The organism is Psychromarinibacter sediminicola (assembly GCF_029168335.1).
Classification (GTDB): Bacteria; Pseudomonadota; Alphaproteobacteria; order Rhodobacterales; family Rhodobacteraceae; genus Psychromarinibacter; species Psychromarinibacter sediminicola.
In genome coordinates this window covers 21,895-47,272 of record NZ_JARGYC010000022.1, presented here as the reverse complement: position 1 = coordinate 47,272, position 25,378 = coordinate 21,895, and the positions used below count along the sequence as shown (strand labels likewise).

Annotated in this window: 25 protein-coding genes and 1 tRNA gene; 15 read left to right on the top strand and 11 right to left on the bottom strand. The window is 69.4% G+C overall.

Features of this window, described 5'->3' with window-relative positions; translation table 11 throughout:
* Positions 1-4 precede the first annotated feature (4 nt).
* The 5 genes from P1J78_RS10320 to phnN all read left to right on the top strand — a co-directional run bounded on the left by P1J78_RS10320 (position 5) and on the right by phnN (position 3,930).
* Entirely contained in the window at positions 5-865 is an 861-nt protein-coding gene (locus P1J78_RS10320; RefSeq protein WP_275567266.1) for an alpha-D-ribose 1-methylphosphonate 5-phosphate C-P-lyase PhnJ, read from the top strand.
* Positions 866-957: 92 nt separating this feature from the next.
* Positions 958-1,728: a phosphonate C-P lyase system protein PhnK gene (phnK, locus tag P1J78_RS10315; protein WP_275567265.1), complete on the top strand. Its 771-nt coding sequence runs from the start codon at positions 958-960 to the stop codon at positions 1,726-1,728.
* Between the two features lie 8 nt (positions 1,729-1,736).
* Positions 1,737-2,711: a magnesium transporter CorA family protein gene (locus P1J78_RS10310; RefSeq protein ID WP_309568126.1), complete on the top strand. Its 975-nt coding sequence runs from the start codon at positions 1,737-1,739 to the stop codon at positions 2,709-2,711.
* A complete protein-coding gene (gene phnL, locus P1J78_RS10305) occupies positions 2,708-3,391 on the top strand; it encodes a phosphonate C-P lyase system protein PhnL (RefSeq protein WP_275567263.1) in 684 nt (227 codons plus the stop codon). The genes P1J78_RS10310 and phnL overlap by 4 nt, the downstream gene beginning before the upstream one ends.
* Complete coding sequence (phnN, locus tag P1J78_RS10300) at positions 3,388-3,930, top strand: phosphonate metabolism protein/1,5-bisphosphokinase (PRPP-forming) PhnN (protein ID WP_275567262.1); 543 nt, start codon at positions 3,388-3,390, stop codon at positions 3,928-3,930. The genes phnL and phnN overlap by 4 nt, the downstream gene beginning before the upstream one ends.
* Here phnN and P1J78_RS10295 read toward each other — a convergent pair.
* Entirely contained in the window at positions 3,912-4,586 is a 675-nt protein-coding gene (locus tag P1J78_RS10295; RefSeq protein WP_275567261.1) for a DUF1045 domain-containing protein, read from the bottom strand. The two genes, phnN and P1J78_RS10295, sit on opposite strands and share 19 nt — an antisense overlap.
* 25 nt (positions 4,587-4,611) lie before the next feature.
* Here P1J78_RS10295 and P1J78_RS10290 point away from each other — a divergent pair, with 25 nt between their 5' ends.
* Positions 4,612-5,778 carry an alpha-D-ribose 1-methylphosphonate 5-triphosphate diphosphatase gene (locus tag P1J78_RS10290; RefSeq protein WP_275567260.1) on the top strand — a complete coding sequence of 389 codons (1,167 nt, stop codon included), beginning with the start codon at positions 4,612-4,614 and terminating at the stop codon, positions 5,776-5,778.
* Positions 5,779-5,853: 75 nt separating this feature from the next.
* On the opposite strand, the gene P1J78_RS10285 is transcribed toward P1J78_RS10290, so the two are convergent.
* Together P1J78_RS10285 and P1J78_RS10280 are read right to left on the bottom strand one after the other, a co-directional pair.
* On the bottom strand, positions 5,854-6,489 hold the full coding sequence (locus P1J78_RS10285) for a ChrR family anti-sigma-E factor (protein ID WP_275567259.1): 636 nt from the start codon (positions 6,487-6,489) through the stop codon (positions 5,854-5,856).
* Positions 6,486-7,133 (bottom strand): sigma-70 family RNA polymerase sigma factor, encoded by a 648-nt coding sequence (locus P1J78_RS10280; protein ID WP_374213234.1) that lies wholly within the window; start codon positions 7,131-7,133, stop codon positions 6,486-6,488. Before P1J78_RS10280 ends, P1J78_RS10285 begins: the two co-directional genes overlap by 4 nt.
* Positions 7,134-7,227: 94 nt before the next feature.
* Between P1J78_RS10280 and P1J78_RS10275 the strand changes: the two genes are divergently transcribed.
* Genes P1J78_RS10275 through P1J78_RS10255 form a run of 5 tightly spaced genes read left to right on the top strand, consistent with a single transcriptional unit; the run spans position 7,228 to position 11,458 of the window.
* Positions 7,228-8,505, top strand: coding sequence for an NAD(P)/FAD-dependent oxidoreductase (locus P1J78_RS10275; protein WP_275567258.1), 1,278 nt, complete (start codon positions 7,228-7,230; stop codon positions 8,503-8,505).
* Complete coding sequence (locus tag P1J78_RS10270) at positions 8,502-9,257, top strand: DUF1365 domain-containing protein (RefSeq protein ID WP_275567257.1); 756 nt, start codon at positions 8,502-8,504, stop codon at positions 9,255-9,257. Before P1J78_RS10275 ends, P1J78_RS10270 begins: the two co-directional genes overlap by 4 nt.
* Entirely contained in the window at positions 9,258-10,415 is a 1,158-nt protein-coding gene (locus P1J78_RS10265) for an SAM-dependent methyltransferase (RefSeq protein ID WP_275567256.1), read from the top strand.
* A complete protein-coding gene (locus P1J78_RS10260; RefSeq protein ID WP_275567255.1) occupies positions 10,408-11,142 on the top strand; it encodes an SDR family NAD(P)-dependent oxidoreductase in 735 nt (244 codons plus the stop codon). Before P1J78_RS10265 ends, P1J78_RS10260 begins: the two co-directional genes overlap by 8 nt.
* Positions 11,143-11,179: 37 nt before the next feature.
* Positions 11,180-11,458, top strand: coding sequence for a glutathione S-transferase N-terminal domain-containing protein (locus P1J78_RS10255; protein WP_275567254.1), 279 nt, complete (start codon positions 11,180-11,182; stop codon positions 11,456-11,458).
* Between the two features lie 67 nt (positions 11,459-11,525).
* Here the strand turns inward: P1J78_RS10255 and P1J78_RS10250 are convergent, their stop codons facing one another.
* The 4 genes from P1J78_RS10250 to P1J78_RS10235 form a co-directional block, all read right to left on the bottom strand.
* Complete coding sequence (locus P1J78_RS10250) at positions 11,526-12,350, bottom strand: hypothetical protein (protein ID WP_275567253.1); 825 nt, start codon at positions 12,348-12,350, stop codon at positions 11,526-11,528.
* Positions 12,351-12,439: 89 nt separating this feature from the next.
* Complete coding sequence (locus P1J78_RS10245; protein ID WP_275567252.1) at positions 12,440-13,423, bottom strand: hypothetical protein; 984 nt, start codon at positions 13,421-13,423, stop codon at positions 12,440-12,442.
* A 78-nt stretch (positions 13,424-13,501) separates the two neighbouring features.
* A complete protein-coding gene (locus tag P1J78_RS10240) occupies positions 13,502-15,817 on the bottom strand; it encodes a RyR domain-containing protein (protein WP_275567251.1) in 2,316 nt (771 codons plus the stop codon).
* 169 nt (positions 15,818-15,986) lie between these two features.
* Entirely contained in the window at positions 15,987-16,907 is a 921-nt protein-coding gene (locus tag P1J78_RS10235) for a LysR family transcriptional regulator (protein ID WP_275567250.1), read from the bottom strand.
* Between the two features lie 97 nt (positions 16,908-17,004).
* Between P1J78_RS10235 and P1J78_RS10230 the strand changes: the two genes are divergently transcribed.
* The 4 genes from P1J78_RS10230 (at position 17,005) to P1J78_RS10215 (ending at position 21,557) form a co-directional block, all read left to right on the top strand.
* Complete coding sequence (locus tag P1J78_RS10230; protein WP_275567249.1) at positions 17,005-17,988, top strand: Bug family tripartite tricarboxylate transporter substrate binding protein; 984 nt, start codon at positions 17,005-17,007, stop codon at positions 17,986-17,988.
* Positions 17,989-18,059: 71 nt separating this feature from the next.
* A complete protein-coding gene (locus P1J78_RS10225) occupies positions 18,060-19,547 on the top strand; it encodes a sulfatase-like hydrolase/transferase (RefSeq protein ID WP_275567248.1) in 1,488 nt (495 codons plus the stop codon).
* A gap of 1 nt (position 19,548) precedes the next feature.
* On the top strand, positions 19,549-20,037 hold the full coding sequence (locus P1J78_RS10220) for a tripartite tricarboxylate transporter TctB family protein (RefSeq protein ID WP_275567247.1): 489 nt from the start codon (positions 19,549-19,551) through the stop codon (positions 20,035-20,037).
* Positions 19,977-21,557, top strand: coding sequence for a tripartite tricarboxylate transporter permease (locus P1J78_RS10215; RefSeq protein ID WP_374213233.1), 1,581 nt, complete (start codon positions 19,977-19,979; stop codon positions 21,555-21,557). The genes P1J78_RS10220 and P1J78_RS10215 overlap by 61 nt, the downstream gene beginning before the upstream one ends.
* Positions 21,558-21,905: 348 nt before the next feature.
* Here P1J78_RS10215 and P1J78_RS10210 read toward each other — a convergent pair.
* From P1J78_RS10210 to P1J78_RS10195, 4 genes are all read right to left on the bottom strand, one after another.
* A tRNA-Pro gene (locus tag P1J78_RS10210) sits at positions 21,906-21,982 on the bottom strand.
* Positions 21,983-22,028: 46 nt separating this feature from the next.
* Complete coding sequence (locus P1J78_RS10205; RefSeq protein WP_275567245.1) at positions 22,029-23,006, bottom strand: DMT family transporter; 978 nt, start codon at positions 23,004-23,006, stop codon at positions 22,029-22,031.
* 87 nt (positions 23,007-23,093) lie between these two features.
* A complete protein-coding gene (leuB, locus tag P1J78_RS10200; protein WP_275567244.1) occupies positions 23,094-24,200 on the bottom strand; it encodes a 3-isopropylmalate dehydrogenase in 1,107 nt (368 codons plus the stop codon).
* Positions 24,201-24,326: 126 nt separating this feature from the next.
* A complete protein-coding gene (locus P1J78_RS10195) occupies positions 24,327-25,358 on the bottom strand; it encodes an endonuclease/exonuclease/phosphatase family protein (RefSeq protein WP_275567243.1) in 1,032 nt (343 codons plus the stop codon).
* Positions 25,359-25,378 lie beyond the last annotated feature (20 nt).

Here is a 25,378-nt window from a genome sequence, read left to right as displayed (position 1 = left end):
GCCGATGTCCGACTACAATTTCGCCTATCTCGACGAGCAGACGAAGCGGATGATCCGCCGCGCGATCCTGAAGGGCCTCGCGATCCCCGGCTACCAGGTGCCGTTTGCCAGCCGCGAGATGCCGATGCCCTATGGCTGGGGCACCGGAGGCGTGCAGGTCTCGGCCGCGACGCTGACGCCGGGCGACCGGTTCAAGGTGATCGACCAGGGGGCCGACGACACCACCAACGCCGTGTCGATCCGCAGGTTCTTCGAGCGCACGGCGGGGGTGGCCACGACGACGCGCACGGGCGAGGCGACGGTCATCCAGACCCGCCACCGCATCCCCGAGGAACGGCTGAGCGAGGACCAGATCCTCGTCTACCAGGTGCCGATCCCCGAACCCCTGCGGTTCCTGGAGCCGCGCGAGAGCGAGACGCGCAAAATGCATGCGCTGGAGGAATACGGGCTGATGCACGTGAAGCTCTACGAGGATATCTCGCGCCACGGGCATATCGCCACCTCCTACGCCTATCCGGTGAAGGTGGAGGAGCGCTACGTGATGGACCCTTCGCCGATCCCGAAATTCGACAATCCCAAGCTGGACAGCCCGGCGATCCAGCTGTTCGGCGCCGGGCGGGAACAGCGGATCTATGCGCTGCCGCCCTACACCCGGGCCGTCAGCCTGGACTTCGAGGATCACCCGTTCGACCCGTCGAAGGCACCGCATGCCTGCGGGCTGTGCGGGGCGGCGGACAGCTACCTGGACGAGGTGATCACCGACGACGCCGGCGGGCGGATGTTCGTCTGCTCCGACACCGATTACTGCGAGACGCGCCGGGCCGCGGGGCACCGCGGCGACATGGCGGGGGAGGACGCGGCATGATCCGTTCATCGCGCCTGTCCGGCGCTCTTCGCGACGGCGAGAAAAGCCCGAAGGGCGCGCCGAGCCACATCGCGACACCAGGAGGTTCGCCCGTGACACCGCTTCTTTCCGTCCGGGACGTGACGAAACGCTACGGCGCGCGCATCGGCTGTGCCGGTGTGTCCTTCGATCTCTATCCCGGCGAGGTGATGGGCGTGGTGGGCGAAAGCGGCTCGGGCAAGACCACGCTCCTGAATTGCCTCGCCGGCCAGCTGGCGCCGGATACCGGCGAGGTGATCTTCGACACCCGCGCCGACGGCCCCCGCGACACGCTGACCATGTCCGAGCCGGAGCGGCGGATGCTAGGCCGCACCGACTGGGCCTTCGTCCACCAGCACGCCCGCGACGGGCTGCGCATGGGGGTCAGCGCCGGCGGCAATGTGGGCGAGCGGCTGATGGCGGTCGGCGCACGCCATTACGGCGACATCCGCACGCAGGCGGTCGACTGGCTGGGCCGGGTGGAGATCGCCGCCGACCGGGTGGACGACCGGCCGACGGCGTTCTCCGGCGGCATGCAGCAGCGGCTGCAGATCGCCCGCAACCTGGTGATCGGCCCGCGGCTGGTGTTCATGGACGAACCCACCGGCGGGCTCGACGTCAGCGTGCAGGCGCGGCTGCTGGACCTCTTGCGCGGGCTGGTGCGCGACATGGGGCTGTCGGCCATCGTGGTCACCCACGACCTTGCCGTGGTCCGCCTGCTGGCGCACCGGCTGATGGTGATGAAGGACGGCGACGTGGTCGAGACCGGCCTGACCGACCAGGTGCTCGACGACCCGCAGCACGGCTACACCCAGCTTCTCGTCTCCTCGGTCCTGCAGGTCTGACGATGCTGATGGCCTATCGCACCGACGGCCGCGGGCTGCAGGCGCTGACCATCCCCGGCAGCCGGCTGGAGGACCGCGACGCGCCCGTCCCCGCGCTGCCCGACGACGCGATCTGGATCGACCTCTACCGCCCGCTCGACCGGCAGGTCGAAGCCGTCCGCGCGCTGGGCATCGAGGTGCCGACGCTGGAGGAGATGGAGGAGATCGAGATCTCCTCGCGTCTCTACCGCGTCGACACGGCCGACTACATGACCGTCATCCTGCCCGGCCAGTCGGACGGACAGGAGCGGGTCTCCGGCCCCGTCACCTTCATCCTCACCGCCGAGCGGCTGGTCACCGTGCGCCACCACGCCCCGCGCTCCTTCCAGACCTTCGCCAACCGCCCCGAACGCGCGGTCGCCGACTGCACCTCGCCCGAGCGCGTCTTCGTCAGCCTGCTGGACGAGATCATCGCCCGCCTCGCCGACCTTCTGGAAGGCGCGGGCGAGGTGCTGGACGCCAACGCCCGCGACGTGTTCGGCGAGGCCGAGATCGAGCCGGAAGACCTGCAGGCCGCGCTGAAGAAGGTGGGCCGCCAGGGCGAGCTGATCGGGCAGGTGCGGCTGGCGCTGTTGTCGCTGGAGCGCGCGCTGATCTTCTTCGGCAACACCAAGCGCGAGAGCACGGTGCGCGACCTGACCAAGGGGCTGATCCGCGACGTGAAGGCGCTGGCGGTGCATTCCGACTACCTGTCCTCGCGGATCGGTCTGACCGTCGACGCGACGCTGGGGATGATCAACCTGGAACAGAACGCCACCGCGCGCATCCTGTCGGTCGTCGCCGTGCTGTTCCTGCCGCCGACGCTGGTGGCGTCGATCTTCGGCATGAACTTCACGCATATGGACATCCTGGACTGGCCGCTGGGCTTTCCCGGCTCGCTGTTCGTGATGCTGGTCTCGGCCGTGGGCACCTATGTCGTCTTCAAGTGGAAGAATTGGCTATGATCGAGATCGCGGACCTCTCCAAGACCTTCACGCTGCACAACCAGGGCGCCGCCGCGATCCCGGTGATGCAGGGCGCGGCGCTGTCGGTCGCGCCCGGCGACTGCGTGGCGCTGACCGGGGCGTCGGGCGCGGGTAAGTCCACGCTGATGCGGATGATCTACGGCAACTACCTGGCCGCCGGCGGCGCGATCCGGGTCGGCGGCGTGGACGTGGCCACGGCGGAGCCCCGCGATATCCTGGCGCTGCGCCGCGAGACGCTGGGCTATGTCAGCCAGTTCCTGCGGGTCGTCCCGCGCGTGCCGACGCTGGAGGTGGTGATGGAGCCGCTCCTGGCCACCGGCACCGGCAGCGAGGAGGCCCGGCACCGGGCCGAAGAGCTGCTGGGCCGGCTCAACATCCCCGAGACGCTCTGGACGCTGTCGCCCACCACCTTCTCGGGCGGCGAGCAGCAGCGAGTGAACATCGCCCGCGGCTTCGCCTATCCCTATCCGGCGCTGCTGCTGGACGAGCCGACCGCCAGCCTCGACGCCGCCAACCGCGACACCGTCCTGACCCTGATCGAGGAGGCCAAGGCCCGTGGCGCCGCCATCGTCGGCATCTTCCACGACGCCGACGCCCGCGCCCGCGTCTGCGACCGCGAGGTCGACGTCTCCGCCTTCGCGCCGGAGCGGGTGGCATGAGCGGCCGGCTGATCGCCGTGGTCGGGCCCTCGGGCGTCGGCAAGGACAGCGTGATGGCCGCGATGGCCGCCCGCCGCCCCGATCTCGGCATCGTCCGCCGCGTGATCACCCGCGCCCCGGACCTGGGCGGCGAGGACTACGAGGCGGTGGGCGAGACGGCCTTCGCCCACATGGCCGCCACCGGCGCCTTCTGCCTCTCCTGGCAGGCGCACGGCCTGCGCTACGGCATCCCGGCCGCGGTCCGCGACGATCTCGCCGACGGCCGGGACATGCTGGTGAACCTCTCGCGCGGCGTGCTGGCCGAGATGCAGGCCGCCTTCCCCGGCGCCGTCGTCCTGCACCTCACGGCCCGGCCCGAGACCCTGGCGAAACGCCTCGCCGGGCGCGGGCGCGAGCCGCGCGAGGTCATCGAGACGCGCCTCGCCCGCGCCGACATGTCCCTGCCGGCGGGCGTCCGGGCCGTCGAGATCGCCAATGACGGCCCGCTGTCGGAAGCCGTCGACGCGGCGCTCGCCGCGCTCTACCCGGCGAGGGTGTAGCGATGCACCGTCTCGAACATCCCGTCCGGCCGCTCCCCGGCCAGCGCGATCTCGTCGATGACATACGGCTCGGGCAAATCCGGCAGCCGCGCCTCCACCTCCGCCTGCACCCGCGCCAGCGCATCGGGCTCCATCCGGCCGGTCAGCGTCATGTGGAACCGGAACTCGTCGAACACGTAAGGGTAGCCCCAGCGCTGCAGCATCGCCTCCTGCCGCTCGGTCAGCCCCGCCTTGCGCCGCTTGTCCATCTCCGCCGCGCCCGCCGGTGCCCGGAACCCGTCCAGATCGGCCACGCAGGCCGCGGCCAGCGCGTGCAGCCCCTCGGCCTCGCCGCGCGGCACCAGCGCCAGGAAATGGCCCAGCGCGCCGGGCACCAGCGCCGCGATCTCGACCAGGGGCCGGCCCGCCGCCAGCCGCGCCACAGCCGCGTGCAGCGCGCCCACGTCGCAGCCGTCGGCCAGCCGGAACGGCGGCTTCAACGTCCCGTGGAACCCGTATTTCCGCGGCGTCGCGGTGAACGCCTCGATCCCCGCGACCGGCGGCTGTGCGACGGCCACCCCCCGGTCTACATCCCATCCAAGCCATGCCGCGCCGAACCGGGCGAGCGGCCCCGCGGGCGGCAGGTAGTAAATCGCGTAGCGGACGTGGTCTGACATGAACTCTCCTTTCCCGACGACCCCGATGCCAGAGCCAGGTAACGCCGATGTGGCACAGGAGCTTTGCCTCGCCAACGCGCAACTCGTCCTGCCAGACCGCATCGCGCGCGGCCGCGTGACGCTCCACGGCGAGACGATCGCGGAGGTCGAGGAAACCGCCGCCGTCCCCGCCGGCGCCCTCGACTGCGGCGGCGACTACCTGATCCCCGGGCTGGTCGAACTGCACACCGACAACCTGGAGCGCCACATCCAGCCGCGGCCCGGCGTCGACTGGCCGGTGGCCCCCGCGATCCTTGCGCATGACGGCGAACTGGCGGCGACCGGGATCACCACCGTCTTCGACGCCCTGCGCGTCGGCTCGGTCCTGTTCGGCAAGGGCCGGCACGAGCGTTACGCCCGCGGCACGGCCAGCGAGCTCTTGCGGCTGCGCGACCGGGGCATCCTGAAGATCAGCCATTTCCTGCACCTGCGCGCCGAGGTCTGTTCCAACACCCTGACCGAGGAGATGGAGGAATTCGGCCCCGCCGACCGCGTCGGCCTCGTCAGCCTGATGGACCACACGCCGGGCCAGCGCCAGTTCCGCGACGTGACGACTTTCGCCAACTACCTGCGCGGCAAGCGCAGCATGACGGACGCCGAGATCGACACCCATTTCCGCAAGCTGAAGGACCTGCGCGCCCGCTTCGGCGACCGGCACGAGGCGATGGCGGTGAAGGAGGCCGCGCGCTACGGCGCCGTGCTGGCCAGCCACGACGACACCACGGCCGAGCATGTCGCCAGGTCGTCGGACCACGGCATCCGGCTGGCGGAGTTCCCGACGACGGTCGAGGCCGCCGAAGCCTGCCGCGACAAGGGCATCGCCATCATGATGGGGGCGCCCAACATCATCCGGGGCGGGTCGCATTCCGGCAACGTCTCGGCGATGGAGCTGGCGGGAATGGACCTTCTGGACATCGTGTCGTCCGACTACGTGCCGGCCGCGCTTCTGCTGTCGGCCTTCCGCCTGGGCGCGTTCTGGGACGACCTGCCGCGCGCCATCCGCACCGTATCCGAGGCGCCGGCGCGCGCCACCGGCCTGACCGACCGCGGCCGGATCGAACCCGGCCAGCGCGCCGACCTCGTGCGCGTGCACGAGACGGACCGCTCGCCGGTGGTCATGGGAAGCTGGAGCCGAGGCCGCCGCATCGCCTGATCGGCGCGCGTTTCCCTCCCCCTGACAGGGGGAGGGCCAGAGAGGGGGCCGAGCCCCCGCCACCGAACCGGTCCGTCAGATCCCGAAGAACGGCTGCAATACCCGCGGAAGGAAACCGCTGAACCGCAGCGGCGCGTCGGTGGCGGCCAGGCAGATGCAGGTGTCGCCGGGCGCCGCCGTCGGCGTGTGCTCCAACTCTTCGTCGGCCACCTCGACGTCGCCCACGCCGAAGGTGCCGGTCTCGTCCGCGAAGGCGCCCTGCAGCACCATCGTCAGCTCCAGCCCGCTATGGCCGTGATCGGGCACCGCCTGTCCGGCCGGGATCGACAGCAGCCGCACGCTGCCCGTCTCGTCCGCCGACAGGATCGACTGCTTCACCCCCGCGCCCAGCGACCGCCAGCGCGGCGCGCGGCCCTTCATCGCCGCCATCACCGGGCCGGGATAGGGACCGTCGCGGCCGAAAACCGGCTCCTCGGGCGCCGGCTCGTCCAGCCGCGCCATCAGGTCGGTCTTGATCTCGTCGGACACAGCCGCCTTGCCTTCTTTTTCCAAAAGCGCCCCGCCCATGGCGTAATGCGCCTCCAGCGCGGCGCGGCAGGTGTCGCACATCGACACATGCGCGGCCACGACCAGCGAGAAGCCCTTGGGCAGCGTGCCCGCCGCATAGGCGATCAGCAGCCGTTCCGGAATGTGATGCTCTATTCCCTTCATTCCGCGCGCAGTCCCTTCAACTCGTGACGCAACCGTTCCAGACCCAGCCTGATCCGCGACTTGATCGTGCCCAGAGGCAACCCCGTGTCGTCATGGATGTCCTGATGGGTCATCTCGCCAAAATAGGCCTTCTCGATCACCACGCGCTGGTCGGGGCTGAGCGCCTCCAGCGCCTGTCGCAGGTGACCGGCCTCCTGTTCCACGGCAAGCATCCGGGTCGCGTCGGGTTCGTTCTCCGTCTCGTGTTTCAACGCCTCCGGCACGGGCCGGCTTTCCTTTCGCAGAACGTCGATCTGACGGTTGCGCGCGATCTGGTACACCCAGGCGGACACCTGCGCCCGCTCCGGGTCGAACTGATCCGCCTTGCGCCACACCGTCAGCATGACCTCCTGCACGATCTCTTCCGCCTGACCGGATCCGGTGCCGGACCGCATGATAACCGCCTTCAGGCGCGGCGCGAAATGATCGAACAACCGCGAAAAGGCCGCCTTGTCGCGGCGGTCCCGCACGGCCAGCATCAGGGCCGTCTGTTCGCTCACTTGCGCCATCCTGCGCGGTGTCCTCCGGGTCTGCGGCCGACGTGCCGCCACCCTCGGCGGGGCCGGGGCTTCGGCGACGGCGATGTCCACGTTTCCGGTCAGCATAACGGGCTTACGGGTGCAAGTCCGCCCCGGATCAATAATTGATCTGCCGGCGTTCGTTTTCCGTAGCCGGCATAACTGATCATTGGGGAAGCCTATGTCTCTCGACACCATTCCGGCGCCCGCCGAGCGCGTGGCCATCATCGGCGGCGGCATCTCGGGGCTGGCCGCGGCCTACCTTCTGGCGCCGCAAACCGCGGTCACGCTCTACGAGGCCGCGCCGCGCCTGGGCGGGCACGCCCGCACCGTGACCGCCGGCCGGCACGGCGACCAGCCGGTCGATACCGGCTTCATCGTGTTCAACTACGCCACCTATCCGCACCTGACGCGGATGTTCCGGGATCTCGACGTGCCGGTCGCGAAAAGCGACATGAGCTTCGGCGCCACCATCGACGACGGCCGCATCGAGTACGGCCTGCGCGACCTGACCGCCCTGCTCGGCCAGCGCCGCAACCTGCTGCGGCCCGGCTTCCTGCGGATGATCCGCGACATCCTGCGGTTCAACGCGCGGGCCGAGGCGCATGCGGGCGACGACAGCGGCACCATCGGCGAGCTGATGGAAGAGCTGCGGCTGGGCGACTGGTTCCAGCGCTATTACCTGACGCCCCTGTGCGGTGCCATCTGGTCCACCCCGACCGAGACGATCCGCGATTTTCCGGCCCGCGCGCTGGTGCAGTTCTTCCGCAACCACGCGCTGCTGTCGGCCTCGGGCCAGCACCAGTGGTGGACCGTCGACGGCGGCAGCGCCGAATACGTCCGCCGGCTGGAACACCACCTGAAGGGTCACGGCGCGGCGATCCGCACCGGAACCGCCGTTCAGGCGGTCGAGCGGGACGCCACCGGCGTGACGATCCGCACCGCCCACGGCAACGACCGCTTCGACCAGGTGATCTTCGCCTGCCACTCCGACGACGCGCTGCGCCTGCTGGCCCGCCCGACGCCAGCGGAGCAGGCGACGCTCTCGGCCGTGCGCTACCAGGACAACCGCGCGATCCTGCATTGCGACACCTCGCAGATGCCGCGGCGCCGCTCGGTCTGGTCCAGCTGGGTCTACCGCGCCGAGACCGGCCGGGCCGAGCCGCAGATCGGCGTGACCTACTGGATGAACCGCCTGCAGAACATCCCCGAGAGCGACCCGCTCTTCGTGTCGCTCAACCCGGCGCGCGAGGTTCCGGACCGCCTTGTCTACGACGAGACGACCTTCCGGCACCCGGTCTTCGACGAAGCGGCCTTGCGCGCCCAGGGCCGTCTGGGCAGCCTCCAGGGGATGCACAACACCTGGTTCGCCGGCGCCTGGACACGCCACGGGTTTCACGAGGACGGCTTCGCCAGTGCCGTCCGCGTGGTGCGCGCAATGGACCGACTGCCGGCATGAGCCGCTGGCCCGAACATATCGCGGGCACCACGACCCATGCCCGGCGCGGCGGCATCAGGAACGCCTTCCGCTACGGCGTGGACTACGTGCTGATCGACCCGGACGCGCGGCGCGGCCCGCTGCTGTTCTCGCGCAACCGGCTGAACCTCGCCTCGGTCCACGACCGCGCGCATGGCGGCCCCATCGGGCAGGGCCGCGGCGCCGACTGGGCGCGCGAGGTCCTGGCGGGGGCCGGGTTCGAGATCACCGGCGACCGCCGGCTTCTGCTGCTCACCCAGCCGCGCTTTCTGGGCCTCGTCTTCAACCCCGTCAGCTTTTGGCTGGCGATGGAGGGCGACAGCCTGCGCGCCGTGATCGCCGAGGTCTCGACCCCGTTCCACGACCGCCACAGCTATCTCTGCCACAAGCCGGGCTTCGCGCCGATCACCCGGACCGACCGGATCGAGACGCCGAAGTATCTGCACGTCTCGCCCTATCAGCAGGTCGCCGGCTCCTACGCGTTCCATTTCGATATCCGGGACGCGCGCATCGCGATCCGCATCTTCCACGCCAACGGGCCGCAGGGCGTGATCGCCACGCTGTTCGGCCCGCGCCGCCCGCTGACCAACCGCGCCATCCTCACCGCCTATCTGCGCCGGCCGTTCGGGGCGATGCGGACGCTGGCGCTGATCTACTGGCAGGCGCTCGTCTTGAAACTGAAGGGGGCGCCCTATCGTAGACGCCCCGAACCACCCGCGAAGGAAATCACCTGAATGCCGTTCCTGTCCGACCGCGTGAAGCGCGAATTCCTCGACAGCTGCGCCACCATCCGCCACGGCAGCCTGCGCCTGAAGACGCCCGAGGGCGAGATCCACGACTTCGGCGCCGGCGCGCCGGAGGCCGCGTTGGAGCTGCACGACTGGTCCGCCGTCACCGCCGCCGCCGCGCGCGGCGACGTGGGGTTCGGCGAGGCCTATGTCGAAGGGCTGTGGGATACCCCGTCGATCGAGACGCTGACGCAGGTCGCGCTGATGAACCTGCAGGAGCTGTCGGGCTTCGCCTATGCCGGCTTCTGGCAGTCGCTGAAGTTCCGGCTGGTCGACCGCCTGCTGCGCCGCAACTCCGCCCGCGGCGCGGCGCGCAACATCCGGGCGCATTACGACGTCGGCAACGAGTTCTATCAGCTCTGGCTCGACCCCGGCATGACCTATTCCTCGGCCCTGTTCGCCGAGGGCGAGACCGACCTGGCCCGCGCCCAGGACCGCAAGTACGACCGCATCCTGTCGCGGCTGGGCGAGGGCGAGCGGGTGCTGGAGATCGGCTGCGGCTGGGGCGGCTTTGCCGAGCGCGCCGCCGACCACGGCCGCGACGTCACCGCGCTGACGATCTCGCCCAGCCAGAAGGCCTATGCCGACGCCCGGCTCGACGGCCGCGCCGAGATCCGGCTGGAGGATTACCGCCACACGAAAGGCCTTTACGACAACATCGTCTCCATCGAGATGATCGAGGCCGTGGGCGAAGCCTACTGGCCCGCCTATTTCGCCACGCTCAAGGCGCGGATGGCCGAGGGTGGCCGCGCCGTGGTGCAGGCGATCACCGTGCCGGACGGCTATTTCGACGTCTACCGCCGCAGCTCGGACTTCATCCGGCAATACACCTTCCCGGGCGGGATGCTGCTGTCGAACGCGCAGATCGCCCGGCACGCCCGCGACGCCGGCCTCGCCGTGCGCGACGTGTTCTCGTTCGGCGGCGACTATGCCCGCACCTGCGCCACCTGGGGCGAACGGCTGGACGCCGAGGCCGGGCGGATCCGGCGCATGGGGTTCGACGACCGCTTCCTGCGATCCTGGCGCTACTATCTCGGCATCTGTGCGGCGTCCTTCGCGGTGCGGCAGACCGACGTCGTTCAGGTCGAGCTGGCCCATGCCTGACGACCCGGTCCGCGGCCGAACCTGGTGGATCGTCGGCGCCAGCGAGGGGCTCGGCCGGTCGCTGGCGCAGGGGATGGATGCGGCCGGCGCCTCGCTGATCCTCTCGGCCCGGAGCGAGGACCGCCTGTCGAAGCTGGCCGCCGAGCTGACGGATGCGCGGATCGTGCCGATGGACGTGACCGACCCGAACTCGGTTGACGCGGCATTCGACCAAGAGCTGCCCTTCGACGGCATCCTCTTCTCCGCCGGCTTCTACGAGCCGATGCCGGCCACGGCCTGGGACGCTCGCGCCGCGCGGACGATGGGGCAGGTCAACTTCGTCGGCTGCCTGAACGTGATGGGCCGCGCGGTGCCGGCGCTTCTGGACAGGGGCCGGGGCCGGATCGTTCTGGTCGGCTCGCTCTCGGGCTTCCGCGGCCTGCCGGGCGCCATTGGCTACGGCGCATCCAAGGCCGGGGTGATGCACCTGGCCGAGAACCTGCGCGCCGACCTGAAGGGCACCGGGGTGGAGGTGCAGCGGGTCAACCCCGGTTTCATCCGCACCCGCCTGACCGAGAAGAACGACTTCCGCATGCCGCAGCTGATGGAGCCGGAGGACGCGGCGGAGGTCGTGCTGACGGCGATCCGCAAGGGGCGGTTTTCCACCAGCTTCCCGGCGCCGTTCGCGTGGTTGTTCACGGCCGGACAGCATCTGCCGCTGTCCTGGTTTCAAAGGATATTCACGTAACGGTCGACCCGCTCACCTCGTAAGGGAGGCTGAAGGGATGTCACAGGACGGTTCGACCGATCGGGCCGGGTACACCCTGTATTGGGAAGCGATGTCGGGGGCCATGGCCGTCGAGTTCGTCCTTGAAGAGATTCAAGCCCCCTACACGCTGCGGCCCGTCGACATGGCCGCCGGAGAGCATCGCTCGGCCGACTTTCTGAAACTCAACCCGACCGGACAGATACCGGCACTGGCGCTTCCCGAGGGGCAGATCATCGGCGAAAGCGCGGCGGGCTGCGCGCGCTGGTCGAGGCCCTGTCTGCACGCCAGAGCGTAGCGGCGGTGATGCCACGCCACCGGGCTTAGGGAGTACCCCATACTCCCATGGACGCAGATCGCCGGGTCTACCTCACCGGATCGCGCCAGCCCCAGCTTGTATCGTTGCCGTAGTAATAATTCGCGCCCCCGTCATCGTGATGCTTGACGCTGGAGATGACCCTCGGCGGATCGGCCGACCGCCGGCAATTCAGCCAGTCGCGGTCGCAGGAATAGGCGGTGAACGCGCCGCCATAGGTGTAGTATCCGTTGTTGAGGCAGATGAAGCCCCGGCGCTCGTAGTTCACGGACCGGCCGCCGCCCTGGATCCGTTGATACCAGCGCCACTCGGCATCGACGGGGATATCGCGGTTGCCGCAGGGATGGGGCACGGCGTCGTTATCCACGATGGCCTCTGCCGGTTCGGCGGTCACGCTGCCGCCGCCCATCAGGGCCGCGCCGGCCTCCCAGACCAGCCAGACGGCGCCGATCAGCCCGATGACCCCGACCGAGCCGCCGACCAGTGTCGCGGCCGCGCCGCGCAGGCCCAGCCGCGTGCCGATCCAGGTGGCGCCGCGCACAACGACGGAGCGGCCGGCCTGCGCGGTGGCGAGTTCCGACGTGGTGGTCGCGACCGCGCCCAGGCGGGACGCTTCGGCGACGAGCCTTGCGCCCTCGGGCAAGAGCTTGATCGCTGAAAAGACCTGGCGCGCATAGCCGGCGGCCGCGCCGCCCTTCGCGACCTCTGCCGTCGTCATCGCCGCCTCGATGCCCGCGACGAGCTGCGGCACCGTCAGGCCGAGATTTCGCGCCTGTGCGGCCAGCGTCGCATAGTCGAGGCTGCCGTTCGACGCCGCCAGCGAGAGCCGCTTCAGCACGGAGAGACTGACCGCTGCAATGCTACCGCTGGCCATTCGGACCACCCCTTTGTTGACGTCAGGTTACCGCAGAGGCGCGCGAATGTCATCCGCTTCGGCGTTCGATCCGTTGCGTGTGCCGGGGATCAGTCGAATGGCCACCAGACGGGCGGCGGCCCGATCCAGTCGATATCGGCGCCGGTAAAGACAAGCTGTCCGGTGGACCAGTAATAGAGCCCCACCAGAGCGAGGACGACAAGGACGATCCCGAGCAGATAGAAATAGGCCCGCATGATGTGGATGTAGATCAGCAGGCCGGACCGGGAGGGCCTGTCGACCTGCTCACCCCGAGCCTCCAGGATGTCGGCGAGCGCCATCGCGCTTTGCGCCGCCGTGTCCGACCAGCCGGCCGTCGCGCGCGTCGATTTCGGCGGCAGCGGCGTGAAGTGCGGATGCCAGTCCCGGTCGAAGGACAGAAAGCCCGCGACACCGGCGGTGACGTGCCGCATCGCCGGCCCCTCCGGCAGAGGCGGCAGGAACAGGTCGGCCTTTTCGTAGGCGAGCTGGCGAAAGCGGTTCCAGGCCGGCTGGTCGTTCGGGATCATCACGACGAGTTGCTCCGGCGACAGCCGTTGGCGCACCTGCCGCAGTTCCCAGCCGAGGCCCGGCGTCCGGCCGCCATAGATCAGCACGTATCGGGAGCGCCCCAGAAGGTCCGAGACCTTCGCCTGCCACTCGTCCGCCTTCGGCACATAAAGGCGCGCGGCGCCGAGCGGTGGCAGCGTCTCGCCCGGCTGACCGATGGCGATCAGCGGGCCGACCGGGGCGAGCAGATCGGCGAAGCCGCGTTCTTCGGCATGAACGTCGGCCTCGTTCGCGAAGGACCGCAGGTAGAGCACGGGCGGCCGGGTGTCGGAGGCCATGACCGTTTCGGCGAGCGGCTGCAGGTGCTTGCTGCCGCGCCACCAGAGCAGGCCGCCGACCCCGATCCCGACGCCGAGCATCGCTTTCTGCAGGTCCTCGCTGGACGGAAAGATCTCCTGCCCGACCGCGAAAATCGCGAACCCGCCGATCACGGCGAAGAGCTTCAGAAGATACCCGACGACGCGGCTCTGGCGCGTTTCGCTCATGTCGTTGCTCGCTACCGGCCCCGCCTTTGCGGGGGCATCTTACCCCGCGGCAAGCGCTCCGGCCAAGCGGCCTTTGGCCTACCGCTCGAAAGCGACGATATGGGGTGTGGCGAGCCGGTGGCGCGCGCCCGGCCAGCGGAGGCGCTCCGGCAGGTCGCCGTCGTGCGCCCATCCCGCGACATCGCCGGTCCCGCCCTGGCCCCGGGCCGGGTTGCCGTCCCAGACCAGAACCATGCGGTCGCAATGCTGCAGGAGCCAGGCGCCGGCGGCCTCGTATTGCCGGGTCCTGAGTTGGTCGATGTCGGTGTCCTCCGCGAGGGCCGGCAATTCGAAGACGGTCGTCGCTTCGTCGAGCAGGTGCTGGAATTCCGCGAGCGAGTGCCGCGTCCGCTCGGCCGCGTTCGCCCCGCCCGTATGCACGAAGTCCTGCCGGTAGAGGTCCATCCGGAAGGGCAGAACCGCCGTGAGCCGTGCGTCGAGAAGGGCCATGGCCCGACGCGCGACCAACCGGTCCGCCCCCTCGGCCAGGGGCGAGACCACCTCGAACACGTGGCCGGGACACGCGCTTTGGATGTCTTTCAGGGCGACGTCGATGGCGGCGACCAGCCTGCGGTTCTCCGCGGAAATGCGCCGGTCACGATGCCCCGAGACACCGATCCGTGTCAGCGGGGCGACGCGGTAGCCGGCGGCCTGCACGATCTCGGGGATCGCGCGGACAAGGGCGATGTCGTAGGCCCTGGTCGCGTCCGGCAGCGCCTCCCAATCCACGAGGTCGGGATGGCGCAGGCGCATGTCGTCGCGGCTTTCGCCATGTGTCCAGCCGGCCGCCAGACGCTCGGCGCGCCAGCGGTTGTGTTCGGCCCGGGCCATCATGTCGATCTCCGCGTCGTCGAAGCGGTGCTGTGCGGTCCCGTTATCCGGGGCCAGCACGCAGCCGACCAGCGCCAGTTTCTGCGTGATGTGATCGACGAAGGACCTGTTCGACGCCCGGAAGCTTACGCCAAGGTCGGACCACGGCCGCGCTGCGGGCTTCGCGACGGGATCCAGGTGGCCGGTCTCTCGGCGGAGCTTCTGCAGGTAGGCCTCGTGGTTGGCGCGCGCGAGTGTGTCCTGCCGTTGCGCGACGACATGGTCCCAGCCAAGAAACGACGCGCTGTCGCCGAAGGCCGTGACGAGCGTCGAGGGAAACGGCCGGGCCGTGGCCGTTCGGGTCGGGTCCGGTTCGGTCCCGTGCTCGTGCGGGCCCAGAAACACCGGCGGGGTCCGCCAGAGCAGCGTTTCGGTGTCCTTGCGCAGGGCCAGGGCGAGGTCGGCGGCCAGTCCGGCCCGATCCGTGCAGACCACGACCTGGGTCAGCCGTTTCGCCCGTTCGAGGAACTCCGCGCGCCAGCCGTCGCCCCGGGGCAGGTCGGCACGCACCATGTGCATCGCGCAGACCGGCGCGAGCCGCGCGGCGAGATCCTCGAACTGCGTCGGATCCGCGGTGAAGAGCGTGATCTCCGGGCAGGAGCCGTCGGAGACCTGCGACAGGACCGCGACATGCTGCACGATCTCGCGGGCCAGCGCGCCGTCGCCGACGACCGCGACCCGGGGTCTGTCCTGGCGGTAGTAGCCGGCGAAGGTGCGGGGCGGAAATCTGCGAACGAAGGCGCGGGCCACCGCCTCTTCGGGACTGTAGAACTCGATCTTCGCATCCGGGCTTTCGGTCAGGCTCTGGTCCTCGATGACCTGGTCGCGCTGGACCGAGGCCCGCGCGTGGCAGATCACCCGCGGCAGCCTGTCCTTCGGTCGCCGGGTCCGTCCGAGCGCCGCCGAGACCGCGCGGGCGACGGAGACGCCGGCATGCGTGCCGCCGCAAAAGACAACGACCGCCGTGGCGCGATGCGCCCCGGTGACCTTCACGAGGTCCATGGCGCGCGCGTCGCCCTGCAGCAGGCGAAACCGGCGCCGGTCGTCGGCCGGGGTGCGGAGGGCGTCCGCCCGGCTGTCGACCGCGACGACCCGGTAGCCCTTGGCCAGGGCGTCCCGGCTGAACGCCTGCCCTCTCCAGCCGTAGCCGATGACCACGACGTGATTGCGGTAGACGTAGCGGTGGAGGAAGGCGGAGACGCTGGCGACGATGTCGCGCCAGATCAGCTGAAGGAATGCGAGGATCGTCACGACGGGCGCCAGGAACGCGGCCAGCATCAGCTGCCAGGGAACGTCCTGGCCGTCCTCCGGCAGGGCGGTGCCCTCGAGTACGAAGAGCTGCGAGGTCTCGTAGGCGATCAGCGCGAAATCGTCCGACTGCAGGAACGCGGCCCAGGGCTGGCCGTCGCGGACCCCGTCCAGCGCCAGGAAGCTGACGAGGAAAAAGAAGAGTATCAGCCAGAGCCAGGAGGGAAGACGGGGCATATCGAGGCTCGGCGATCCGGCTGTTCTAAGTGTCGTCTCCCGTTCTAGACCACGCGCTCCTCGGTGGTCAAAGCCGGAGCGGGACGGCAGCCGCCCCTGCATTCGGGCCTTTCGACAGGCTTGGTGGGGGCAAGCGCGCCGTATCGGCCACGCGATACGGGCACCGAAGCTAGGCGTAGTCGCCGCGCTTCGGGATCGGGAGACAGTCGGCAAAGGGCTTGATGATCGGGTTGGTCGCGCCGCTCCGCCATGCCACGATCAGGTCGGCGCTGGGGGCGTCGGGGTCCGCCAGGGGCCGGTACTCGACATCGAGCGCGCTCATCGTCACCGACGATTCCGGAAGCAGGGCATAGCCGACGCCGCTGCTCACCAGGCCGATGATCGCCGGCAGCTGGTTCACCTCCTGGCCTACGCTCATTTCATAGCCGCGCCGCGCGAAATGGGACATGAACTGGCTGCGGAGATACGTCGCCTTGGCGCCGGCCGCCATGATGAGCGGATAGGCCGCGAGGTCGCTGATACGAACGGCGGCCTGCGACGTCAGCGGATGGTCGACGGGAAGCGCGGCGACATAGGATTCGCTCAAGACGAGTTGCGTCTCGAGCGACGGATCGGTCTTCACCGGACGCATCAGAGCCATGTCGATCCGCTCGGTGAGGAGTTTCTCGAAAAGCTCGGTCGAGATCATCTCGCTCAGGCGGAGATCCACGTCGGGATACTTGTTGCGAAAGGCGGAGACGGCCTTGGGAAGGACATTCTGGCTCGCGTTCTCGACGAACCCGATGCTGAGACTTCCGATCTGCCCCTTCGCCGCGTTCCGCGCGGTGCGGATCGCGCGCTCGATCTCGTAGAGCGCCGCCCGGGCCTGGACCAGGAACAGCTTGCCGGCCTCGGTCAGCCGGACGCGGCGCTGCGAGCGCGAGAACAACGACACGCCGAGATCGGCCTCCAGCTTGTGCAGCTTCTGGGACAGCGCCGGCTGGCTTATCCCGAGCCGGCGCGCGGCGTTGGCAAAGTGCAGTTCCTCGCTCAGGATGACCACCGCTTCGAGTTGGCCCTGATCCATGTCGCCTCCGGTCCCCGCCTTCAATAAGCGTTGCTTATTAGATCATAGCGCCGGGGTCACCGAATGTCAGCGCAAGCGCCGGGAGGAAGCCCGGCGCGGGGAGATTTCCAGGAGGAGGACCATGAACCATACAACCAAGCTCTGCACAGCGACCGCCCTGGCCCTGGGCGTGCTGCCCGCCGGCACGCTGACCGCGCAGGAAAGCTGGCCGACCGAACCCGTGCATGTCATCGTGCCCTATTCGGCCGGCGGCAACAACGACCGCATCGCCCGCACCCTGAGCGAGCCGATGTCCGAAGCCCTCGGGCAGCCGATCGTCGTTGAGAACCGCGCCGGTGCCGGCGGCACGATCGCGACCGGCGAGGTCGCGAAGGCCGATCCCGATGGCTACACCGTCGTGATGTGCGAGATCGGCACGATGGGGATCAATCCGCATGTCTACGCGAACCTGACCTACGACCCGCTCGAGGATTTCGAGCCGGTGATCCAGATCACCTCGGTTCCGCTCGTCCTCGGCATCGGGCCCAGCCTCGAGATCGAGACCATCGAGGAGTTCCTCGAAGTTGCGCGCTCGGGCGACCGCGAGCTCAACTACGCCTCGTCCGGCGTCGGCTCGGCGCAGCACCTGGCTTTCGAGTACTTCAAGCAGCTGGCGGGGATCGAGGCCCTCCACATCCCCTATAACGGCGCCGCACCGGCGCGGACGGCGCTGATCTCGGGCGAGGTCGACGCCTTCATCGACGGCACGCTGATCCCGTCGATCGAGGACGGCCAGGTGACGCCGCTTGCGGTCACCAGCGATTCGCGCGTAGACGCGCTTCCGGATGTGCCGACGATGGAGGAATCCGGCGTCGAGGGCATGGTCTACACCGCGTGGCACGGCTTCTGCGTGCCGGACGGCACCGATGCCGCGATCGTCTCGAAACTGAACGCGGCCACGCGGGAGGCGATGTCGAAGCCGGACGTGCAGGAGCGCTTTGCCGCCCTCAATATCGGGCTGGTCGGCGAAAGCGCCGAGCACTTCAAGTCGTTCATCGAGAGCGAGTCCAAGAAGCTGAGCGACCTGGTCGAGCAGGCCGGTGCGGCCCAGCAGAAGCAACAGTGACCGTAGATCGGCGGAGGGGACACTCCTCCGCCGGCCCACATCAATCAATGACAGCAGTATAGAAGACCGGCGTGCCATCCGCGAAACCCAACGTTCTCTTCGTGACCGTCGACCAGTGGCCGGGCGACCTTCTCGGTTGCGCCGGGCACGGCACCATCGAAACTCCGACGATCGACCAGCTTGCCAGGGTCGGTACGCGATACACAAACTGCTACGCGCAGACGCCGATCTGCATCCCGGCGCGCCGGTCGATCATGACGGGGATGTCCTCGCGCGGGCATGGCGACCGCGATTTCCAGCCCGACCTGCCGATGCCCGCGGACGCGCCAACGCTGGCCGGCACCTTCGGCGCGGCGGGCTATCAGACCTTCGCCACCGGCAAGCTCCACGTCTATCCGCCGCGCGACCGCATCGGCTTCGATGACGCACAGCTCGCCGAAGAAGGGCGCGGCCATCTCGGCGGCCCCGACGACTACGAGATGTTCCTCGCCGACTGCGGCTACCCCGGCGAGCAGTTCATGCACGGCATGAGCAACAACGAATACAGCTGGCGAACCTGGCACCTGCCCGAGCGCACCCATGTCACGAACTGGACGGCAAGCACGGCGGCGCGCACGATCAAGCGGCGCGATCCCACCCGGCCGTCCTTCTGGCACGTCTCGTTCACCCACCCGCATCCGCCGCTCGTCCCGCTGGACAGCTATCTCGAACGCTACACGCGCCGCGAGATGCCGCCGCCGGTCGGCGGCGACTGGTCGGCGCGGGCGGAAGATCTGCCCTTCGTCGTGCGCGCGACCCGGAACTACTATGCCACGCTGACGCCCGAGCAGCTCGCCGACATGCGCCGGGCGTTCTACGCGCTTTGCACGCATATCGACCACCAGCTCCGGCTGATCATCGGAACGCTCCGCGAGGAAGGCATCCTCGACGATACGATCATCGTGTTCGCGTCCGACCACGGCGACATGCTCGGGGATCACGGGCTGTACGGCAAGCGCCTGCTCTACGACAACTCCGCCAGGGTTCCGCTGATCGTCGTCGATCGCGCCGGCCGCCAGCGCTGCGGCCCGATGGGCGGCACCGACGACCGGCTGGCCACGCTCCACGACCTGATGCCGACGATGCTCGACATGGCCGGGATCGAGGGTCCCGCAACATGCGAGGGGCTGAGCCTTGCCGGCGGCGACCGCCGCGCGCATCTCTATGGCGAGTCGCATCTCGGCGCGCGCGCCAGCCGGATGGTGCGCGACGAGAGGTTCAAGCTGATCTGGTATCCCGCCGGAAACCGGATGCAGCTCTTCGACCTCGAACGCGATCCGGCCGAACAGGAGGATCTGTCCGGCAACGACTCCTTCGCCGAAAGGCGCAGGCACCTCGAAGCGGTCCTGATCGACCAGCTCTACGGCGAGGATCTCGACCTGATCGTGGGCGACCGGCTGGTCGGACTGCCGGAACCCGAGATGCCGCGCATCGACAACCGCGGCCTGTCGGGCCAGCGCGGCGTCCATTTCCCGGAGGTTCCGATGGCCGATCCCGGCACCAAGGTGGGAGCCTGGTAGCATGACCCCGCGCCGTATCCTGGACGTCCGGCACCGGTTGGATCCGTCGGCGATCGTCGCCGGCGGGCTGATGGGCCTGATCGGGGCCTTCGTCATCGCGCAGGCGCTCGGCATGCAGCTTGGCAGCCCCAGCCGGATGGGCCCCGGATACTATCCGTTGCTCCTCGGCATCGCCTGCGTCGGCCTCGGCCTGTGCATCGCCATCTTCGAGGCCAGGGGAACCGAGGATCGGCCGGACGCCGATCGCGACCCCGCGGCCTGGAAGAGCCGCCTTCTCGTTCCCGCCTCGATGATCGCATTCGCTCTCCTGCTCGAGCGCGCGGGCCTCGCCCCGGCCTGCATCGCGCTCGTCTGCGTCGCGAGCCCCGCGGCGCCGCGGCGCACCGTGGCCGGCACAGTCGCGCTGGCGGTCGCGACGCCGGTCCTCGCATGGCTGATCTTCGTGCTCGGGCTCGGGCTGCCCTTCACTGTCGTCGAGGGGCTGCTGTGACCGACCTGTTCGCCAATCTCGCGCTCGGGGCCGATGTGGCGCTGTCGTGGAGCGCCCTGCTCTACTGCCTGCTCGGCGTCACGCTCGGCATGATCGTCGGCGTGCTTCCCGGGGTCGGGCCGCTGCCCGCCATCGCCATGCTGCTGCCGATCACCTTCTACATCGACCCGACCGAGGCCATCATCATGCTCGCCGGCATCTATTATGGTGGCCAGTACGGGGCGTCGACGGCGTCGATCCTGCTCAACCTGCCCGGCACGCCGCCGGCGGCCGTGACCTGCCTCGACGGCTATCCGATGGCGAAGCAGGGCCGCGCCGGACAGGCGCTGTTCATGACCGCCATCGCGTCGCTGATCGGCTCGCTCTTCGGCATCGTTCTCGTCGCCGCCTTCGCGCCGGTGCTTGCGCGCTTTGCGCTCGAGTTCGGCGCCGCCGAATACTTCTCGCTGATCCTGTTCGCCCTGCTCGGCTCGGCCGCGATCGGCGGAGACAGCTTCTTCCGCTCGATCTCGATGGTCATCGTGGGGCTGATCCTCGGGATCGTCGGGCAGGATGTCACCTCCGGCCAGTTCCGCTTCGTGTTCGGCATTCCGGGCATCGCGGACGGCCTCAGCATCGTCGCGGTCGCGATGGGCATCTTCGGCGTCGCCGAGGTGATGGCGACCGCGCATCAGAAGCGCGACATGAAGCCCGAGAGTTTCCGGTTCAGAAAGATGCTTCCGAGCCGCGACGAGCTGCGGCGCTCGTGGCCGGCGATCGGCCGCGGTTCCGGCGTCGGCGCGATCTGCGGCACGCTCCCCGGGGCCGGGGCGTCGATGGCCGTCTTCATCGCCTATGCGCTCGAAAAGCGGGTCTCGCGCCGTCCGGAAGCCTTCGGCCAGGGCGCGATCGAAGGGGTGACCGCGCCGGAAAGCGCCAACAACGCGACCGCACAAACCGCCTTCATCCCGACCCTGACCCTGGGTGTGCCGGGCGACGCGGTGATGGCCGTGATGATCGGCGCCCTGATGATCCACGGGATCAATCCCGGTCCCGGCCTCGTCTCGGAACAGCCGCAGATGTTCTGGGGCCTCGTCGTCAGTTTCGTGATCGGCAACGCCATCCTGGTGATCCTGAACATCCCGCTCGTCGGGATCTGGACACGGCTTCTGCAGATTCCCTATTCGACGCTCTACCCGATCATCCTGGTTCTGGTCTGCATCGGGGTCTACAGCATCAACAGCTCGGTCTTCGACATCTTCCTCGTGATCCTGTTCGGCATCGTCGGCTACGGCATGAAGCTTCTGAGATTTCCGCCCGCGCCGCTGCTGCTCGGCTTCATCCTGAGCCCGATGATGGAAGAGAACTTCCGGCGCGCCCTGCTCTTGTCGCGCGGCGATTGGTCGACCTTCGTGACGCGACCGATCAGCGCAACCTTCGTCGGGCTGTCCGTCGCAGTGCTCCTGTTCTCGGCCGGGCAGGTTCTCCTGAAGCTTCGCAGGCGCGACTGGGCGCGGCATCGCGGCGCCCCCGAGGGCTGAAGCGCCCCGCCGTCACACCACTGGATACGAGAGGACCCGGACACATGAAGCCCGTCGGAAAACGGCGCGTCCCCCGACACCTCCTGAGCGCGGTCGCGACATGGTTTGGCCGGATCGGACGCGCCCGCTACAGGCCCGAGAGGCACTACATGCGCGGCGCAAGAACGGGGCGACAGAATTCGCCGGACGGCGCGGCACCCCGGGACGAATGACCTTGCGCCGGTCGCCGCGCAGGACGGAAGGGCCTGATTGGGCCGGCCCTGCTGCCCATCGTCCCGATCCACCCGGCGACGCCCGCGAGGCGTGCGACAGCCGGTGCGGCGCAAGTCTGCTATCTGATTGATTTCTTGGTCGGAGTGGCAGGATTCGAACCTACGACCCCTGCCTCCCGAAGACAGTGCTCTACCAGGCTGAGCTACACTCCGACCGTGGCGGGTCGATTAGCGAGTCGCAGAGGGATTTGCAAGGGCTTCATTTGCGGCGCAGCGGCGGGCGCCCCGCCAGACGCAGCAGCATCGAAACCCGGGGCGACGTCCCCGTCTCCGCCCGCGAGCGCGTGCGCAGCACGGGGGTCATCCGCGAGATGCCCGAAAGGCTCTCCCGCAGCACGATATAGACGCCGCTGGCCACGATGATCCCCGTCCCGGTCCAGGTCCAGCCGTCGATCCGCTCGGCAAAGAACAGGCTGCCGTAGATCGCGGCCCAGATCATCTGGGAATACTGCATCGGCGCGACGATCGCCGCGTCGCCGGCCTTGTAGGCCTGGATCATCAGCCGGCTGGCCGCGAAGGCCAGCACCGCCATCAGGCCGATCAGCCCCAGCTCCCCGATCTGCATCGGGACGTAGACGAAGGGCAGCACCGCCGCCATCACCAGGAAATTCGCCATCAGCGGATATAGCATGAGCACCGCGTTGCGTTCGTCCTGGCCGATCTTGCGCACGACGATGGAGACAAAGGAGCCGGTGAAGGCCCCAACCATCGCGGCAAGGTGGCCCAGCGTGAGCGGCGCCGCGCCGGGGCGCAGCACGACCAGCACTCCGCACAGCCCGACGACCACCGCCGCCCAGCGGTGCCAGCCCACGCGCTCGCCCAGGATCGGGATCGACAGCACGGTGATGATCAGCGGCATCGCGAAGATGATCGCGTAGACCTGCGCCAGCGGCAGGGTGGCGAAGGCGTAGAAGACGCACAGGCCGGTGACCACGGCCGAGCCCGTGCGCAGCGCCGTCCACCAGGGATGTACCGGGATCAGCGTGCCCTCGGTCGCGTCGCGCATCAGCATCAGCATGACGAGCGGCAGGCTCAGGAGCACGCTGAAAAAGATAATCTGGAATGTCGACAGGCTGCCGCCCAGCCACTTCACGACCACGTCGTGCGAGGCGAAGAGCGCGAAGCCCGCGAGCGCGAAGAGCGCGCCCTTCAGGTTGGATCCGGAGGCGTCGGACATGGGAGGTTCCCGAACGGTGTTACCGCGAACAATGCCCCCTTCGCCGCCGCCGTCAACCGGCAGCGACCGTCCGGTCCGCGCCCCGGATCAGAGCGAGGCGTCGAGCTTCGCCAGGATGGCATCGCCCATCTGGGCCGTGGTGACCGGCTCGACCCCCTCCTGCCCCAGCAGGTCGGCGGTCCGCAGCCCGTCGGCCAGCACGGCGTTCACCGCGCTCTCCAGCCGCTGCGCCTCGTCGCCCGCGTCGAACGAGTAGCGCAGCGCCATGGCGAACGACAGGATGCAGGCGATCGGGTTGGCCTTGCCCTGCCCGGCGATGTCGGGGGCCGAGCCGTGGACGGGCTCGTACAGCGCCTTGGGCCGGCCGTTGGCCATCGGGGCGCCCAGGCTGGCCGAGGGCAGCATGCCGAGGCTGCCGGTCAGCATCGCGGCGAGGTCCGACAGCAGGTCGCCGAACAGGTTGTCGGTCACGATCACGTCGAACTGCTTGGGCCAGCGGGTCAGCTGCATCGCACCGGCGTCGGCATACATGTGGCTCAGTTCCACGTCGGGGTATTCGGCGTCGTGGATCTCCTGCACCACGTCGCGCCACAGCACGCCCGACTCCATCACGTTGGCCTTCTCCATCGAGCAGACCTTGTTGTCCCGCTTGCGCGCCAGTTCGAAGGCCGACCGGGCGACGCGGGCGATCTCGCTTTCGGTGTAGCGCTGGGTGTTGATGCCGACGCGCTCGTTGCCCTCCCGGACGATGCCGCGCGGCTCGCCGAAATAGACGCCCGAGGTCAGCTCGCGGATGATCATGATGTCCAGCCCGCCGACCACCTCGGGCTTCAGCGAGGAGAACTCGGCCAGCGCGTCGAAGCATTGCGCCGGGCGCAGGTTGGCATAAAGGTCCATCTCCTTGCGCAGGCGCAGGAGGCCGCGCTCGGGCTTCACCGAAAAGTCGAGCTGGTCGTATTTCGGCCCGCCCACCGCGCCGAGCAGGACGGCGTCGACCTCCTGCGCGCGCGCCATCGTCGCGTCGGTCAGCGGCGTGCCATGCGCGTCATAGGCGCAGCCGCCGACGAGATCCTCGCTCACGTCGAAGGCCAGGTCGCGCTTCGCTCCGAACCAGTCGATGACCTTGCGGACCTCGGCCATGACTTCGGGGCCGATGCCGTCGCCGGGCAGGATCAGGAGCGAGGGATTGGACATGGCGCGGGGTTCCTTCGGTGGCGTCTGGACTGGGTGCGGTTCGCCTATCCCGAGGGCGCGGGAGGGTCAAGAATGGCCCGCGGGGTCGGCAGGGTCGCGATCCGCCTCGTCGCACCTCGTCCCGCGCTATCGGGCGGGAACCTCCAGATCGACCCAGACCAGCCTGTGGCGCGGCAGATCCTCTCCCTCGATCAGTCGCCGCAGCGGGTCGTCCTTCGCCGGCCAGACCACGCCCGCCCCGGCCACCGACAGCCGGGCATCCGGCAGCACGTAGCTCACGCGCAGGTTGCCCGGCCCGTCCGTATCGCTCCAGTCGGCCGTGTCGCGCGCGGGGTCGCCGGACTGCCCCGCGTTCACCCCGTCGTCCAGCCGCGCCGCCTCTGCCGCGCCCGCGCTGGCCGGCGCCGGATCCTGCAGCCGCGCATGCGCCAGCAGGTCGGAGATCGCGGCGCGCCGCCCCTCGCCGTCCGCCGGATCGAGGTTCGCATTGCCCAGCACCACGACCGGCGTCGCCGGGGCCGGCTGCGGCAGGGCGCCGTCCAGATAGGCGGACCAGAAGGCCACCTCGTCGTGGTTCCGCCGGCCGTTTCGGTCCTCGGGCCCGTCGAAGATCGGCGGCCCGGCGTAGAAGCAAAGAAGGTGCAGCGCGCCGCCGTCGGGCAGCGTCACCGGCACGTCCCAGTGCCCGGTCGTCGACAACCGTTGCGCCGCGAGCGCCGTCTCGGACGGAAACGGGTGCCCGTCGACCTCGGGCAGCAGAGCGCCGGGAAAGTCGCGCCACCGCACGGCGCTGAAGTCGCGCGCCGCCGCCGCGCGCACCGGCAGCCGCGACAGCAGGACCATCGCCCCCTGCCCCGCATACCAGCCGAACCCCTGCGCATCGCGCGGCCCGCCGGTCCGGCCGTCGCCATCCATGTCCAGCCCGGTCGCCAGACCGCTGTTCGGCCGCCGCGCGAACAGGTACGGATAGCCCGCGCCGGCGGCGTCCAGCCGCGCCTCCAGCGCCCGCGCGGCGGCAAGGCCATGGTCCCAGTCGAAGCCGGTCAGAAGCAGGATGTCGGGGGAGTTATGCGCGATAGTGTCGACCACGGCCGCGACGTCCGGGTCTTCGCCCCGCTCGATGTCGCGCAGCAGCAGGCCGGGGCCGCGGCGCTGCATCTCGACATGCCAGGTGGCGA

What these genes read in the sequence shown, in the direction of transcription:
- P1J78_RS10195 (WP_275567243.1), bottom strand. Translation starts at nt 25,358, where the DNA reads ATGCAGCGCCGCGGCCCCGGCCTGCTGCTGCGCGACATCGAGCGGGGC.
- P1J78_RS10265 (WP_275567256.1), top strand. Translation starts at nt 9,258, where the DNA reads ATGCCGTTCCTGTCCGACCGCGTGAAGCGCGAATTCCTCGACAGCTGC.
- P1J78_RS10320 (WP_275567266.1), top strand. Translation starts at nt 5, where the DNA reads ATGTCCGACTACAATTTCGCCTATCTCGACGAGCAGACGAAGCGGATG.
- P1J78_RS10215 (WP_374213233.1), top strand. Translation starts at nt 19,977, where the DNA reads ATGGCTGATCTTCGTGCTCGGGCTCGGGCTGCCCTTCACTGTCGTCGA.
- P1J78_RS10205 (WP_275567245.1), bottom strand. Translation starts at nt 23,006, where the DNA reads ATGTCCGACGCCTCCGGATCCAACCTGAAGGGCGCGCTCTTCGCGCTC.
- P1J78_RS10290 (WP_275567260.1), top strand. Translation starts at nt 4,612, where the DNA reads ATGCCAGAGCCAGGTAACGCCGATGTGGCACAGGAGCTTTGCCTCGCC.
- P1J78_RS10220 (WP_275567247.1), top strand. Translation starts at nt 19,549, where the DNA reads ATGACCCCGCGCCGTATCCTGGACGTCCGGCACCGGTTGGATCCGTCG.
- leuB (WP_275567244.1), bottom strand. Translation starts at nt 24,200, where the DNA reads ATGTCCAATCCCTCGCTCCTGATCCTGCCCGGCGACGGCATCGGCCCC.
- phnN (WP_275567262.1), top strand. Translation starts at nt 3,388, where the DNA reads ATGAGCGGCCGGCTGATCGCCGTGGTCGGGCCCTCGGGCGTCGGCAAG.
- P1J78_RS10230 (WP_275567249.1), top strand. Translation starts at nt 17,005, where the DNA reads ATGAACCATACAACCAAGCTCTGCACAGCGACCGCCCTGGCCCTGGGC.
- P1J78_RS10270 (WP_275567257.1), top strand. Translation starts at nt 8,502, where the DNA reads ATGAGCCGCTGGCCCGAACATATCGCGGGCACCACGACCCATGCCCGG.
- P1J78_RS10260 (WP_275567255.1), top strand. Translation starts at nt 10,408, where the DNA reads ATGCCTGACGACCCGGTCCGCGGCCGAACCTGGTGGATCGTCGGCGCC.
- P1J78_RS10255 (WP_275567254.1), top strand. Translation starts at nt 11,180, where the DNA reads ATGTCACAGGACGGTTCGACCGATCGGGCCGGGTACACCCTGTATTGG.
- P1J78_RS10275 (WP_275567258.1), top strand. Translation starts at nt 7,228, where the DNA reads ATGTCTCTCGACACCATTCCGGCGCCCGCCGAGCGCGTGGCCATCATC.
- P1J78_RS10285 (WP_275567259.1), bottom strand. Translation starts at nt 6,489, where the DNA reads ATGAAGGGAATAGAGCATCACATTCCGGAACGGCTGCTGATCGCCTAT.
- P1J78_RS10295 (WP_275567261.1), bottom strand. Translation starts at nt 4,586, where the DNA reads ATGTCAGACCACGTCCGCTACGCGATTTACTACCTGCCGCCCGCGGGG.
- P1J78_RS10310 (WP_309568126.1), top strand. Translation starts at nt 1,737, where the DNA reads ATGGCCTATCGCACCGACGGCCGCGGGCTGCAGGCGCTGACCATCCCC.
- P1J78_RS10250 (WP_275567253.1), bottom strand. Translation starts at nt 12,350, where the DNA reads ATGGCCAGCGGTAGCATTGCAGCGGTCAGTCTCTCCGTGCTGAAGCGG.
- P1J78_RS10245 (WP_275567252.1), bottom strand. Translation starts at nt 13,423, where the DNA reads ATGAGCGAAACGCGCCAGAGCCGCGTCGTCGGGTATCTTCTGAAGCTC.
- P1J78_RS10280 (WP_374213234.1), bottom strand. Translation starts at nt 7,133, where the DNA reads ATGCTGACCGGAAACGTGGACATCGCCGTCGCCGAAGCCCCGGCCCCG.
- phnL (WP_275567263.1), top strand. Translation starts at nt 2,708, where the DNA reads ATGATCGAGATCGCGGACCTCTCCAAGACCTTCACGCTGCACAACCAG.
- P1J78_RS10240 (WP_275567251.1), bottom strand. Translation starts at nt 15,817, where the DNA reads ATGCCCCGTCTTCCCTCCTGGCTCTGGCTGATACTCTTCTTTTTCCTC.